The organism is Arthrobacter stackebrandtii (genome assembly GCF_017876675.1).
GTDB classification, from domain to species: Bacteria; Actinomycetota; Actinomycetes; order Actinomycetales; family Micrococcaceae; genus Specibacter; species Specibacter stackebrandtii.
This window is the reverse complement of sequence record NZ_JAGIOI010000001.1, coordinates 1,040,942-1,056,061: the sequence shown is the minus strand read 5'-3', so window position 1 is coordinate 1,056,061 and position 15,120 is coordinate 1,040,942. Positions and strand designations below refer to the sequence as shown.

General features: G+C 56.3%; 3 protein-coding genes and 6 rRNA genes. 8 read left to right on the top strand and 1 reads right to left on the bottom strand.

Going from position 1 to position 15,120, the window contains the following annotated elements:
- Positions 1-350 precede the first annotated feature (350 nt).
- From JOF48_RS04330 to rrf (JOF48_RS04315), 4 genes are all read left to right on the top strand, one after another.
- Positions 351-1,883: ribosomal RNA gene (locus JOF48_RS04330) — 16S ribosomal RNA — on the top strand.
- A 116-nt stretch (positions 1,884-1,999) separates the two neighbouring features.
- Positions 2,000-2,323 (top strand): hypothetical protein, encoded by a 324-nt coding sequence (locus JOF48_RS04325; protein ID WP_209677621.1) that lies wholly within the window; start codon positions 2,000-2,002, stop codon positions 2,321-2,323.
- Positions 2,324-2,463: 140 nt separating this feature from the next.
- Positions 2,464-5,610, top strand: a 23S ribosomal RNA gene (locus tag JOF48_RS04320).
- 217 nt (positions 5,611-5,827) lie between these two features.
- Positions 5,828-5,944 (top strand): 5S ribosomal RNA (gene rrf, locus JOF48_RS04315).
- The 16S, 23S and 5S rRNA genes sit together here, the layout of an rRNA operon.
- Positions 5,945-6,913: 969 nt before the next feature.
- On the opposite strand, the gene JOF48_RS04310 is transcribed toward rrf (JOF48_RS04315), so the two are convergent.
- Positions 6,914-8,113 (bottom strand): IS110 family RNA-guided transposase, encoded by a 1,200-nt coding sequence (locus tag JOF48_RS04310; protein WP_245346395.1) that lies wholly within the window; start codon positions 8,111-8,113, stop codon positions 6,914-6,916.
- Positions 8,114-9,469: 1,356 nt separating this feature from the next.
- On the opposite strand from JOF48_RS04310, the gene JOF48_RS04305 reads away from it, so the two are divergent.
- The 4 genes from JOF48_RS04305 to rrf (JOF48_RS04290) all read left to right on the top strand — a co-directional run bounded on the left by JOF48_RS04305 (position 9,470) and on the right by rrf (JOF48_RS04290) (position 15,064).
- Positions 9,470-11,002, top strand: a 16S ribosomal RNA gene (locus JOF48_RS04305).
- 116 nt (positions 11,003-11,118) lie between these two features.
- The gene (locus JOF48_RS04300) at positions 11,119-11,442 is read left to right on the top strand and encodes a hypothetical protein (RefSeq protein WP_209677621.1); all 324 of its coding nucleotides are present in this window, start codon (positions 11,119-11,121) and stop codon (positions 11,440-11,442) included.
- Positions 11,443-11,583: 141 nt separating this feature from the next.
- Positions 11,584-14,730, top strand: a 23S ribosomal RNA gene (locus JOF48_RS04295).
- A gap of 217 nt (positions 14,731-14,947) precedes the next feature.
- Positions 14,948-15,064: ribosomal RNA gene (gene rrf, locus JOF48_RS04290) — 5S ribosomal RNA — on the top strand.
- Positions 15,065-15,120: the final 56 nt, after the last annotated feature.

The following is a 15,120-nucleotide window of genomic DNA, read 5'->3' as shown; positions in this document are numbered from 1 at the left end:
CAATGGCCTCGAAAAGGGCCCACTGAATTGTGTTCAAATGAGAGTTTGAACCGGTCGAAATCACGGATTTGACTCCGGAGAATTTATGCGGGTAAGATTGAAAAGTTGCCCCGGTGCTGATCGCCGCGGACTGAAGCGTTTGTTTTGGTTTGGGTGTGTGGCTGGGTGTGGTTGTTGTTTGAGAACTCAATAGTGTGCCAAGTTTTATTGATACCAATTTATTTATTTGATTGGTTATTTGGTTGTGTGTTGCCGCCCCTGTGGTGATGCATGATCGTTTAGCTGGTTTCGAATTTAGTGCACGCAGCTGTCGCCTTTTTCCGGTGTGGTTGTGTGTGTCTGTTTAGTTATTAACGGAGAGTTTGATCCTGGCTCAGGATGAACGCTGGCGGCGTGCTTAACACATGCAAGTCGAACGATGAACCCCGCTTGCGGGGGGATTAGTGGCGAACGGGTGAGTAACACGTGAGTAACCTGCCCTTAACTCTGGGATAAGCCTTGGAAACGGGGTCTAATACTGGATATTGACATGGTCCCGCATGGGGTTGTGTTGAAAGATTTATTGGTTTTGGATGGACTCGCGGCCTATCAGCTTGTTGGTGAGGTAATGGCTCACCAAGGCGACGACGGGTAGCCGGCCTGAGAGGGTGACCGGCCACACTGGGACTGAGACACGGCCCAGACTCCTACGGGAGGCAGCAGTGGGGAATATTGCACAATGGGCGCAAGCCTGATGCAGCGACGCCGCGTGAGGGATGACGGCCTTCGGGTTGTAAACCTCTTTCAGTAGGGAACAAGGCCAGTCGTTGACTGGTTGAGGGTACTTGCAGAAGAAGCGCCGGCTAACTACGTGCCAGCAGCCGCGGTAATACGTAGGGCGCAAGCGTTATCCGGAATTATTGGGCGTAAAGAGCTCGTAGGCGGTTTGTCGCGTCTGCCGTGAAAGTCCGGGGCTCAACCCCGGATCTGCGGTGGGTACGGGCAGACTAGAGTGATGTAGGGGAGACTGGAATTCCTGGTGTAGCGGTGAAATGCGCAGATATCAGGAGGAACACCGATGGCGAAGGCAGGTCTCTGGGCATTAACTGACGCTGAGGAGCGAAAGCATGGGGAGCGAACAGGATTAGATACCCTGGTAGTCCATGCCGTAAACGTTGGGCACTAGGTGTGGGGGACATTCCACGTTTTCCGCGCCGTAGCTAACGCATTAAGTGCCCCGCCTGGGGAGTACGGCCGCAAGGCTAAAACTCAAAGGAATTGACGGGGGCCCGCACAAGCGGCGGAGCATGCGGATTAATTCGATGCAACGCGAAGAACCTTACCAAGGCTTGACATGAACTGGAAACACCTGGAAACAGGTGCCCCGCTTGCGGTCGGTTTACAGGTGGTGCATGGTTGTCGTCAGCTCGTGTCGTGAGATGTTGGGTTAAGTCCCGCAACGAGCGCAACCCTCGTTCTATGTTGCCAGCACGTAATGGTGGGGACTCATAGGAGACTGCCGGGGTCAACTCGGAGGAAGGTGAGGACGACGTCAAATCATCATGCCCCTTATGTCTTGGGCTTCACGCATGCTACAATGGCCGGTACAATGGGTTGCGATACTGTGAGGTGGAGCTAATCCCAAAAAGCCGGTCTCAGTTCGGATTGGGGTCTGCAACTCGACCCCATGAAGTCGGAGTCGCTAGTAATCGCAGATCAGCAACGCTGCGGTGAATACGTTCCCGGGCCTTGTACACACCGCCCGTCAAGTCACGAAAGTTGGTAACACCCGAAGCCCATGGCCCAACCCGCAAGGGAGGGAGTGGTCGAAGGTGGGACTGGCGATTGGGACTAAGTCGTAACAAGGTAGCCGTACCGGAAGGTGCGGCTGGATCACCTCCTTTCTAAGGAGCACCAAACACCACAACAGGCACCGCATGGTGACTGCCGGTGGTGTGAGGAGAATAATCCATTGCGAGAACGTTTGTTTCTCGGTGGGTTGCTCAAGGGTGGAATATCAATGAAACAGGTGCCTGCCGGCACGGGGCAGTCCGAGATTAGTACAGCAATCCTTTTGGGGGTTGCGGGGAACGTTTCATCATGGATTGCTGTGTTCTGGTGGGTAGTGTTTGGCACACTGTTGGGTCCTGGAACAACAACAGGCCCTCCCCCTTTTTTGTGGGGTTGGGTTTGTGGTTGTGCCTGGTTTCCCGCACATGACGGACTTGCTGACTTGGACACTTTGGTGTTGTTGGTGGGGATGTGTGTGGTGGGGTTGTTGTTTGAGAACTACATAGTGAACGCGAGCATCTTTTATAAGAAAGCAATTTCTTTGAGAAAATGAATGAACCTGGAACTGGATGCCGGCTTGCATGCACTTGTGTGTGTGGTTGGTGTTTGTTTTCATGGTTCTCTCGATAGAAGTACCAATATTTGTGAGTGCAACATTTTGTGTTGTTCTTGTGAGTTTGACTGCATGTGTGTGGTCAAGTTTTTAAGGGCGCACGGTGGATGCCTTGGCATTAGGAGCCGAAGAAGGACGTAGGAATCTGCGATAAGCCTCGGGGAGTTGATAACCAAACTTTGATCCGAGGGTGTCCGAATGGGGGAACCCCGCTACCCGTCGCAAGGCGAGGTGGTGACCCGCACCTGAATATATAGGGTGTGTGGAGGGAACGTGGGGAAGTGAAACATCTCAGTACCCACAGGAAGAGAAAACAATAGTGATTCCGTTAGTAGTGGCGAGCGAACGCGGATCAGGCTAAACCGTGTCATGTGTGATAGCCGGCGGGCGTTGCATGGTGCGGGGTTGTGGGACTTACCGATCCAGTTCTGCCGGACTGGGAAGGGGAATGGTGCATGTATAGGTGAACGGTTTTGAATGGCCGACCGTAGAGGGTGAGAGTCCCGTAACTGAAATGCAGTGCACTCCCTGGTGAGTATCCCAAGTAGCACGGGGCCCGAGAAATCCCGTGTGAATCTGTCAGGACCACCTGATAAGCCTAAATACTACCTAATGACCGATAGCGGACAAGTACCGTGAGGGAAAGGTGAAAAGTACCCCGGGAGGGGAGTGAAATAGTACCTGAAACCGTGTGCTTACAATCCGTCAGAGCCACCTTGTTGTGGTGATGGCGTGCCTTTTGAAGAATGAGCCTGCGAGTTAGTGTTACGTCGCGAGGTTAACCCGTGTGGGGAAGCCGTAGCGAAAGCGAGTCTGAATAGGGCGAGTGTAGTGGCGTGATCTAGACCCGAAGCGAAGTGATCTACCCATGGCCAGGTTGAAGCGCGTGTAAGAGCGCGTGGAGGACCGAACCCACTTCAGTTGAAAATGGAGGGGATGAGCTGTGGGTAGGGGTGAAAGGCCAATCAAACTTCGTGATAGCTGGTTCTCCCCGAAATGCATTTAGGTGCAGCGTTGCGTGTTTCTTACTGGAGGTAGAGCTACTGGATGGCTAATGGGCCCTACAAGGTTACTGACGTCAGCCAAACTCCGAATGCCGGTAAGTGAGAGCGTAGCAGTGAGACTGTGGGGGATAAGCTTCATAGTCGAGAGGGAAACAGCCCAGACCACCAACTAAGGCCCCTAAGCGTGTGCTAAGTGGGAAAGGATGTGGGATTGCTTAGACAACCAGGAGGTTGGCTTAGAAGCAGCCATCCTTAAAAGAGTGCGTAATAGCTCACTGGTCAAGTGATTCCGCGCCGACAATGTAGCGGGGCTCAAGTACACCGCCGAAGTTGTGGATTTCAAACACTACCCAAGCCAACGCAAGTTGGTTCAGGGGTTTGGAGTGGTAGGGGAGCGTCGTGCAGCCATTGAAGCCGCCGTGTGAACGAGTGGTGGAGGCTGCACGAGTGAGAATGCAGGCATGAGTAGCGAAAGACGGGTGAGAAACCCGTCCGCCGAATGATCAAGGGTTCCAGGGTCAAGCTAATCTGCCCTGGGTAAGTCGGGACCTAAGGCGAGGCCGACAGGCGTAGTCGATGGACAACGGGTTGATATTCCCGTACCGGTGAAGAACCGCCCCTATTGAACCAGTGATACTAACCACCCAAGACTTGATTCTGCGTGCCTTCGGGCCAGGGAGTCTTGTTGCGCGTGGGACCCGATCTGGGGATGTAAACGTATTAACAGGTGTGACGCAGGAAGGTAGCCGAGCCGGGCGATGGTAGTCCCGGTCTAAGGATGTAGGAAACACGATAGGCAAATCCGTTGTGTTGTCTTTGATGACGATTCTGAGATCTGATGGGACCCCCGCATGGGGGAATTCGGTGATCCTATGCTGCCAAGAAAAGCATCGACGTGAGGTTCCAACCGCCCGTACCCCAAACCGACACAGGTGATCAGGTAGAGAATACTAAGGCGATCGAGAGAATTATGGTTAAGGAACTCGGCAAAATGCCCCCGTAACTTCGGGAGAAGGGGGGCCTGCCCCGTGAAGGACACTAGCTGTCCGTGAGCGGGTGTGGGCCGCAGAGACCAGGGGGAAGCGACTGTTTACTAAAAACACAGGTCCGTGCGAAGTCGCAAGACGATGTATACGGACTGACTCCTGCCCGGTGCTGGAAGGTTAAGAGGACCGGTTAGCACGCAAGTGCGAAGCTGAGAATTTAAGCCCCAGTAAACGGCGGTGGTAACTATAACCATCCTAAGGTAGCGAAATTCCTTGTCGGGTAAGTTCCGACCTGCACGAATGGAGTAACGACTTCCCCGCTGTCTCAACCATAAACTCGGCGAAATTGCAGTACGAGTAAAGATGCTCGTTACGCGCAGCAGGACGGAAAGACCCCGAGACCTTTACTATAGTTTGGTATTGGTGTTCGGAGTGGCTTGTGTAGGATAGGTGGGAGACTGTGAAACCGCAACGCTAGTTGTGGTGGAGTCATCGTTGAAATACCACTCTGGTCACTTTGGACATCTAACTTCGGCCCGTAATCCGGGTCAGGGACAGTGCCTGATGGGTAGTTTAACTGGGGCGGTTGCCTCCTAAAAAGTAACGGAGGCGCCCAAAGGTTCCCTCAGCCTGGTTGGCAATCAGGTATCGAGTGTAAGTGCACAAGGGAGCTTGACTGTGAGAGGGACACCTCGAGCAGGGACGAAAGTCGGGACTAGTGATCCGGCGGCACATTGTGGAATGGCCGTCGCTCAACGGATAAAAGGTACCTCGGGGATAACAGGCTGATCTTGCCCAAGAGTCCATATCGACGGCATGGTTTGGCACCTCGATGTCGGCTCGTCGCATCCTGGGGCTGGAGTAGGTCCCAAGGGTTGGGCTGTTCGCCCATTAAAGCGGTACGCGAGCTGGGTTTAGAACGTCGTGAGACAGTTCGGTCCCTATCCGCTGCGCGCGCAGGAAATTTGAGAAGAGCTGTCCTTAGTACGAGAGGACCGGGACGGACGAACCTCTGGTGTGTCAGTTGTACTGCCAAGTGCATCGCTGATTAGCTACGTTCGGAAGGGATAACCGCTGAAAGCATCTAAGCGGGAAGCCCACTTCAAGATGAGATTTCCATACACTTTATGTGTGAGAGGCCCCCAGCTAGACCACTGGGTTGATAGGCCGGACGTGGAAGCGAGGACTAAAGACTCGTGAAGCTGACCGGTACTAATAAGCCGATAACTTACACCACACACACTCTTATAAACACTAAGACTGCTCGCGTTCACTATGTGGTTCCCAAACAACAAACCGTTTGGAAACCCAACACCACAGAAACCCTGTAACCACCCCCACCACCAACACGGTACGGGACGGCACCAGGGGCCTGTACAATAAAATAACAACAAGTTGTTCACAAAAGGAACACCCAACAAGCCACCCAACCAAACACGGTTCGGGGAACGAGTTACGGTGGTCATAGCGTGGGGGAAACGCCCGGTCCCATTCCGAACCCGGAAGCTAAGACCCACAGCGCCGATGGTACTGCATTCGAGAGGATGTGGGAGAGTAGGACACCGCCGGACAACACCAAAAAAAGAGGTCGAGGCCCCACACCACCAGGTGCGGGGCCTCCCTCCACTTAAACACCAAAACCACCACGGCGGCTCTCCGCGGCCGGCTCAACCACACACCATGGCCGCCCCACCAGGCGGCCACACCCCTTTAACCACCCACACCCCGGCCGCCCCACCAGGCGGCCACCCGCACTTAACACCCACACCCCGGCCGCCCCACCAGGCGGCCACACCCACTTAAACCACCACGGCCGCCCCACCAGGCGGCCACCCGCATTTCATCACCCCGGCCGCCCCACCAGGCGGCCACCCGCATTTCATCACCCACACACCACCACCGGCACCGTGCCGGCCATCGCCCCGGGGAGGCACCAGCCTTCGCATGCGCCGCATGAGCCCCCGTTCGGGGAGCGCCCGCCGCGTGCGCGGAGAAGGATCCTGCCACCAGGCAGCTGCCGGTGCCGGCCCCGGGTTGACGAACGGCGCCAGGGCTTTTGCGCTCCGGCCACGTATGACCGGTTGCCGGAACGCCCGGCGGGCCCGGCGTTGCCGGTGTGGCTGGTTCCCTGGTGCCTTCCTTTCGTGCCGGTCCCGGTGGTTGCCGGTTCAAACACCGGCATCCCGCAAGGAATCCGCCGACGCCACCTGCCCCGCTGCCCCTGCAGCCGTGCTGCCGTGGGGTTGTGGGGTGTGGGTGGTATGGGGTTTGGGCTGGGGAGGGAGGTCCTTGAAGGGGTGCCGGGGCCTTCATCGCCCGGCTGGAATCGCACTGTTGGCGGTGCCGGACCCCGGGGACGGCTCCCGTACACGGGTCCGGGGGCAGGTTTCCCATGGCCTCCGGCCTGCCCTGGGGGGCAGGTTTCCCTTGGCCGTCTGCCTGCCCTGGGGCTGGTTTCCCTTGGCTGCCTGTCTCGCCTGCACTGTCGTCGCGTCAGGTCTGGTGTTGTGGCTGCTGGGGCGGGTGCCGGGAGCCGGGTGTTAGGTGGTTTTGATGGTTGGGGCGTCGTAGAGGGTGCCGTCGCGGAGCATTGCGAACAGGACGTCGCAGCGGCGTCTGGCGAGGGCGATCAGGGCTTGGTTGTGCCGTTTGCCCTCGGCGCGTTTCCGGTCGTAGTAGGCGCGTGAGAGCGGGTCTTTGAGCGCGGCGAACGCGGAGAGGAAGAAGGCCCGTTTCAGGGTTTTGTTGCCTTTCCTTGAGGGGTGGTCGCCGCGGATCGAGGTCCCGGAGCGCCAGGTGACCGGGGCGAGGCCGGCGTAGGAGGCCAGGTGCCCGGAGGATTGGAATTCTTTGCCGGCGACTTCGGTGATGATGCGTGCTGCGGTCCTGACACCGACGGCCGGCATGGAGGTCAGGACCTCGTGAAGAGGGTGGGCCTCCACGAGCGCTTCGATCTGTGTCAGCAGTTCATTGCGGGCGGTGCGCAGTTGCTTGAGCATCGCGGCGAGTTGGGCCAGCACGATCCCGGCTGAACCGCTCCCGGGCACGGTCACTGTCTGCTCGCTCAGGGCGGCGAAGATGTCCGCAGACCAGGGTTTCCCGCCCCGCGGAGCGTACTTGGTCAACCGCGTCCTGACCCGGGTTTGCCCGGCGTTATGGATCTTCTCCGGGGAGGGGTATTTGATCAGCAACTCGGCCATGGCCGGGTGGTCCAGATGGCCGCCGATAACCCGTTCCAGGGCCGGGTGGATCTGGGTGAGCAGGCCCCGGATCCGGTTCGAGGTCGCGGTGGCCTGCTTGGCCAGATCATCATCGAAACCACAGAGCATGGACAGTTCCGCGGCCTGCTCATCAGCCAGGGCGATCGAACGCAGCGTGTGCGGCAGCGACCTGGCTGCCTCGGCAATAATGGCAGCATCCCGGGCGTCGGTCTTCGCCTCTCCCGGGTGCAGGTCCGCGATGCGACGCATGGCCAAGCCGGGAATGTAGCCGACCATGATGCCCTCGGCACGGGCCACGGCCACCGGCAGCGCCCCGATGGTCGAGGGCTGGTCAACGACGAGCAGCACTGTGCCTTTGCCGGCCACGGCCTGGATGATCGCCCGGATCTTCGCCTCGTCCTGAGGCAGGGCCCGGTCCAGGATTTTCTTGCCTGCCCGGTCAATAGCGACCGCGTGGTGATTGCTCTTTCCGACGTCAACACCGATGAAGATATCGACTTCGTCATGGTTGTTGATCAACGTAAACCTCCCAGAAATCTAGTCCTGTGAAACATTCGTTGGCTTGTCCTACGGCGGCAAGGCTCGGCATCCACGTTACGGCTGACCTACACGACGGTTCCTTGTGCTGGTCCGGTCCCCATTAGCGATCCCCTGGCGCCTATCGGACCCCGGTGACAACACCCCCCGGATCATCAACGACTGGGGGACTTAATCATGCCGGGACCGACAGGCCAACAACCCCAATTCTTACTCGTTTAGGGGCTACTAAAAAGGTAACGGGGGGCAGGTTTCCCTTGGCCGTCTGCCTGCCCTGGGGCTGGTTTCCCTTGGCCGTCTGCCTGCCCTGGGGCTGGTTTCCCTTGGCCGTCTGCCTGCCCTGGGGCTGGTTTCCCTTGGCTGCCTGTCTCGCCTGCACTGTCGTCGCGTCAGGTCTGGTGTTGTGGCTGCTGGGGCGGGTGCCGGGAGCCGGGTGCCGTGGCACGGACGCATTTTTTTGCCGGCGGTCATGGTCCGGGTGTGACGCTGGTGGCCCGGGATGGTGGATTTGTTGCCCGGCCGGCGGCCCTGGTGGCTTGTTCCCTGGTGCCCCGGGGCCGGGTTGCTGCAACCTATGGGCGGGGGCCTGGTGGCGGGGGTGCAGGGGGCTGGTTGCTGCCAGCGATGGGCCGGGGTCTGGTTGCTGGGTCTGGTGGTGTGCCCCTGGGCCCCGGGTTTTTTGTGGTGCGGGGTGTCGGGCGGAGGGTGCGTGGTCTGGTCTGGTGGGGTGGTGTGGGTCATGGTGGTGGTGGTTTTGGTGGTGGTTTTGGTGGTGGTTTTTGGGTGTTGGTGGGGTGTGGGATGGGGATCACAGTGGGGTGTTTGTTGGTTGTGTTTCCGGGGTTTTTGGGGGGTTGGTGGGTTGGTGTGGGGTGTTTTTGGGTGGTGGGGGGTGGTGGTGGATGTGCGTTTGGGTGGAAAGGGGTGTATTGTTTTTCGAGTTGCCCCGCTTGGTGCGGAGGTCAACGGATCCCCTTTCTTGATTGTTTGCCGGCGGACTTGTTTTGCTGGTGGATGGTTGTGTTCTGGTGGGTGGGGCTGGCCGGTTTGGTTGGTTTTGCTTTCTGGCTTGTTGGGGGGTAAGATTGAAAAGTTGCCCCGGTGCTGATCGCCACGGACTGAAGCGTTTGTTTTGGTTTGGGTGTGTGGCTGGGTGTGGTTGTTGTTTGAGAACTCAATAGTGTGCCAAGTTTTATTGATACCAATTTATTTATTTGATTGGTTATTTGGTTGTGTGTTGCCGCCCCTGTGGTGATGCATGATCGTTTAGCTGGTTTCGAATTTAGTGCACGCAGCTGTCATCTTTTTCCGGTGTGGTTGTGTGTGTCTGTTTAGTTATTAACGGAGAGTTTGATCCTGGCTCAGGATGAACGCTGGCGGCGTGCTTAACACATGCAAGTCGAACGATGAACCCCGCTTGCGGGGGGATTAGTGGCGAACGGGTGAGTAACACGTGAGTAACCTGCCCTTAACTCTGGGATAAGCCTTGGAAACGGGGTCTAATACTGGATATTGACATGGTCCCGCATGGGGTTGTGTTGAAAGATTTATTGGTTTTGGATGGACTCGCGGCCTATCAGCTTGTTGGTGAGGTAATGGCTCACCAAGGCGACGACGGGTAGCCGGCCTGAGAGGGTGACCGGCCACACTGGGACTGAGACACGGCCCAGACTCCTACGGGAGGCAGCAGTGGGGAATATTGCACAATGGGCGCAAGCCTGATGCAGCGACGCCGCGTGAGGGATGACGGCCTTCGGGTTGTAAACCTCTTTCAGTAGGGAACAAGGCCAGTCGTTGACTGGTTGAGGGTACTTGCAGAAGAAGCGCCGGCTAACTACGTGCCAGCAGCCGCGGTAATACGTAGGGCGCAAGCGTTATCCGGAATTATTGGGCGTAAAGAGCTCGTAGGCGGTTTGTCGCGTCTGCCGTGAAAGTCCGGGGCTCAACCCCGGATCTGCGGTGGGTACGGGCAGACTAGAGTGATGTAGGGGAGACTGGAATTCCTGGTGTAGCGGTGAAATGCGCAGATATCAGGAGGAACACCGATGGCGAAGGCAGGTCTCTGGGCATTAACTGACGCTGAGGAGCGAAAGCATGGGGAGCGAACAGGATTAGATACCCTGGTAGTCCATGCCGTAAACGTTGGGCACTAGGTGTGGGGGACATTCCACGTTTTCCGCGCCGTAGCTAACGCATTAAGTGCCCCGCCTGGGGAGTACGGCCGCAAGGCTAAAACTCAAAGGAATTGACGGGGGCCCGCACAAGCGGCGGAGCATGCGGATTAATTCGATGCAACGCGAAGAACCTTACCAAGGCTTGACATGAACTGGAAACACCTGGAAACAGGTGCCCCGCTTGCGGTCGGTTTACAGGTGGTGCATGGTTGTCGTCAGCTCGTGTCGTGAGATGTTGGGTTAAGTCCCGCAACGAGCGCAACCCTCGTTCTATGTTGCCAGCACGTAATGGTGGGGACTCATAGGAGACTGCCGGGGTCAACTCGGAGGAAGGTGAGGACGACGTCAAATCATCATGCCCCTTATGTCTTGGGCTTCACGCATGCTACAATGGCCGGTACAATGGGTTGCGATACTGTGAGGTGGAGCTAATCCCAAAAAGCCGGTCTCAGTTCGGATTGGGGTCTGCAACTCGACCCCATGAAGTCGGAGTCGCTAGTAATCGCAGATCAGCAACGCTGCGGTGAATACGTTCCCGGGCCTTGTACACACCGCCCGTCAAGTCACGAAAGTTGGTAACACCCGAAGCCCATGGCCCAACCCGCAAGGGAGGGAGTGGTCGAAGGTGGGACTGGCGATTGGGACTAAGTCGTAACAAGGTAGCCGTACCGGAAGGTGCGGCTGGATCACCTCCTTTCTAAGGAGCACCAAACACCACAACAGGCACCGCATGGTGACTGCCGGTGGTGTGAGGAGAATAATCCATTGCGAGAACGTTTGTTTCTCGGTGGGTTGCTCAAGGGTGGAATATCAATGAAACAGGTGCCTGCCGGCACGGGGCAGTCCGAGATTAGTACAGCAATCCTTTTGGGGGTTGCGGGGAACGTTTCATCATGGATTGCTGTGTTCTGGTGGGTAGTGTTTGGCACACTGTTGGGTCCTGGAACAACAACAGGCCCTCCCCCTTTTTTGTGGGGTTGGGTTTGTGGTTGTGCCTGGTTTCCCGCACATGACGGACTTGCTGACTTGGACACTTTGGTGTTGTTGGTGGGGATGTGTGTGGTGGGGTTGTTGTTTGAGAACTACATAGTGAACGCGAGCATCTTTTATAAGAAAGCAATTTCTTTGAGAAAATGAATGAACCTGGAACTGGATGCCGGCTTGCATGCACTTGTGTGTGTGGTTGGTGTTTGTTTTCATGGTTCTCTCGATAGAAGTACAAAAATTTTGTGAGTGCAACATTTTGTGTTGTTCTTGTGAGTTTGACTGCATGTGTGTGGTCAAGTTTTTAAGGGCGCACGGTGGATGCCTTGGCATTAGGAGCCGAAGAAGGACGTAGGAATCTGCGATAAGCCTCGGGGAGTTGATAACCAAACTTTGATCCGAGGGTGTCCGAATGGGGGAACCCCGCTACCCGTCGCAAGGCGAGGTGGTGACCCGCACCTGAATATATAGGGTGTGTGGAGGGAACGTGGGGAAGTGAAACATCTCAGTACCCACAGGAAGAGAAAACAATAGTGATTCCGTTAGTAGTGGCGAGCGAACGCGGATCAGGCTAAACCGTGTCATGTGTGATAGCCGGCGGGCGTTGCATGGTGCGGGGTTGTGGGACTTACCGATCCAGTTCTGCCGGACTGGGAAGGGGAATGGTGCATGTATAGGTGAACGGTTTTGAATGGCCGACCGTAGAGGGTGAGAGTCCCGTAACTGAAATGCAGTGCACTCCCTGGTGAGTATCCCAAGTAGCACGGGGCCCGAGAAATCCCGTGTGAATCTGTCAGGACCACCTGATAAGCCTAAATACTACCTAATGACCGATAGCGGACAAGTACCGTGAGGGAAAGGTGAAAAGTACCCCGGGAGGGGAGTGAAATAGTACCTGAAACCGTGTGCTTACAATCCGTCAGAGCCACCTTGTTGTGGTGATGGCGTGCCTTTTGAAGAATGAGCCTGCGAGTTAGTGTTACGTCGCGAGGTTAACCCGTGTGGGGAAGCCGTAGCGAAAGCGAGTCTGAATAGGGCGAGTGTAGTGGCGTGATCTAGACCCGAAGCGAAGTGATCTACCCATGGCCAGGTTGAAGCGCGTGTAAGAGCGCGTGGAGGACCGAACCCACTTCAGTTGAAAATGGAGGGGATGAGCTGTGGGTAGGGGTGAAAGGCCAATCAAACTTCGTGATAGCTGGTTCTCCCCGAAATGCATTTAGGTGCAGCGTTGCGTGTTTCTTACTGGAGGTAGAGCTACTGGATGGCTAATGGGCCCTACAAGGTTACTGACGTCAGCCAAACTCCGAATGCCGGTAAGTGAGAGCGTAGCAGTGAGACTGTGGGGGATAAGCTTCATAGTCGAGAGGGAAACAGCCCAGACCACCAACTAAGGCCCCTAAGCGTGTGCTAAGTGGGAAAGGATGTGGGATTGCTTAGACAACCAGGAGGTTGGCTTAGAAGCAGCCATCCTTAAAAGAGTGCGTAATAGCTCACTGGTCAAGTGATTCCGCGCCGACAATGTAGCGGGGCTCAAGTACACCGCCGAAGTTGTGGATTTCAAACACTACCCAAGCCAACGCAAGTTGGTTCAGGGGTTTGGAGTGGTAGGGGAGCGTCGTGCAGCCATTGAAGCCGCCGTGTGAACGAGTGGTGGAGGCTGCACGAGTGAGAATGCAGGCATGAGTAGCGAAAGACGGGTGAGAAACCCGTCCGCCGAATGATCAAGGGTTCCAGGGTCAAGCTAATCTGCCCTGGGTAAGTCGGGACCTAAGGCGAGGCCGACAGGCGTAGTCGATGGACAACGGGTTGATATTCCCGTACCGGTGAAGAACCGCCCCTATTGAACCAGTGATACTAACCACCCAAGACTTGATTCTGCGTGCCTTCGGGCCAGGGAGTCTTGTTGCGCGTGGGACCCGATCTGGGGATGTAAACGTATTAACAGGTGTGACGCAGGAAGGTAGCCGAGCCGGGCGATGGTAGTCCCGGTCTAAGGATGTAGGAAACACGATAGGCAAATCCGTTGTGTTGTCTTTGATGACGATTCTGAGATCTGATGGGACCCCCGCATGGGGGAATTCGGTGATCCTATGCTGCCAAGAAAAGCATCGACGTGAGGTTCCAACCGCCCGTACCCCAAACCGACACAGGTGATCAGGTAGAGAATACTAAGGCGATCGAGAGAATTATGGTTAAGGAACTCGGCAAAATGCCCCCGTAACTTCGGGAGAAGGGGGGCCTGCCCCGTGAAGGACACTAGCTGTCCGTGAGCGGGTGTGGGCCGCAGAGACCAGGGGGAAGCGACTGTTTACTAAAAACACAGGTCCGTGCGAAGTCGCAAGACGATGTATACGGACTGACTCCTGCCCGGTGCTGGAAGGTTAAGAGGACCGGTTAGCACGCAAGTGCGAAGCTGAGAATTTAAGCCCCAGTAAACGGCGGTGGTAACTATAACCATCCTAAGGTAGCGAAATTCCTTGTCGGGTAAGTTCCGACCTGCACGAATGGAGTAACGACTTCCCCGCTGTCTCAACCATAAACTCGGCGAAATTGCAGTACGAGTAAAGATGCTCGTTACGCGCAGCAGGACGGAAAGACCCCGAGACCTTTACTATAGTTTGGTATTGGTGTTCGGAGTGGCTTGTGTAGGATAGGTGGGAGACTGTGAAACCGCAACGCTAGTTGTGGTGGAGTCATCGTTGAAATACCACTCTGGTCACTTTGGACATCTAACTTCGGCCCGTAATCCGGGTCAGGGACAGTGCCTGATGGGTAGTTTAACTGGGGCGGTTGCCTCCTAAAAAGTAACGGAGGCGCCCAAAGGTTCCCTCAGCCTGGTTGGCAATCAGGTATCGAGTGTAAGTGCACAAGGGAGCTTGACTGTGAGAGGGACACCTCGAGCAGGGACGAAAGTCGGGACTAGTGATCCGGCGGCACATTGTGGAATGGCCGTCGCTCAACGGATAAAAGGTACCTCGGGGATAACAGGCTGATCTTGCCCAAGAGTCCATATCGACGGCATGGTTTGGCACCTCGATGTCGGCTCGTCGCATCCTGGGGCTGGAGTAGGTCCCAAGGGTTGGGCTGTTCGCCCATTAAAGCGGTACGCGAGCTGGGTTTAGAACGTCGTGAGACAGTTCGGTCCCTATCCGCTGCGCGCGCAGGAAATTTGAGAAGAGCTGTCCTTAGTACGAGAGGACCGGGACGGACGAACCTCTGGTGTGTCAGTTGTACTGCCAAGTGCATCGCTGATTAGCTACGTTCGGAAGGGATAACCGCTGAAAGCATCTAAGCGGGAAGCCCACTTCAAGATGAGATTTCCATACACTTTATGTGTGAGAGGCCCCCAGCTAGACCACTGGGTTGATAGGCCGGACGTGGAAGCGAGGACTAAAGACTCGTGAAGCTGACCGGTACTAATAAGCCGATAACTTACACCACACACACTCTTATAAACACTAAGACTGCTCGCGTTCACTATGTGGTTCCCAAACAACAAACCGTTTGGAAACCCAACACCACAGAAACCCTGTGACCACCCCCACCACCACAACGGTACGGGACGGCACCAGGGGCCTGTACAATAAAATAACAACAAGTTGTTCACAAAAGGAACACCCAACAAGCCACCCAACCAAACACGGTTCGGGGAACGAGTTACGGTGGTCATAGCGTGGGGGAAACGCCCGGTCCCATTCCGAACCCGGAAGCTAAGACCCACAGCGCCGATGGTACTGCATTCGAGAGGATGTGGGAGAGTAGGACACCGCCGGACAACACCAAAACGAGGTCGAGGCCCCACACCACCAGGTGCGGGGCCTCCCTCCACTT

Bases quoted from the DNA above. Each gene is read 5' to 3' on its own strand.
- JOF48_RS04325 (WP_209677621.1), top strand. From the start codon at position 2,000: ATGAAACAGGTGCCTGCCGGCACGGGGCAGTCCGAGATTAGTACAGCA.
- JOF48_RS04300 (WP_209677621.1), top strand. From the start codon at position 11,119: ATGAAACAGGTGCCTGCCGGCACGGGGCAGTCCGAGATTAGTACAGCA.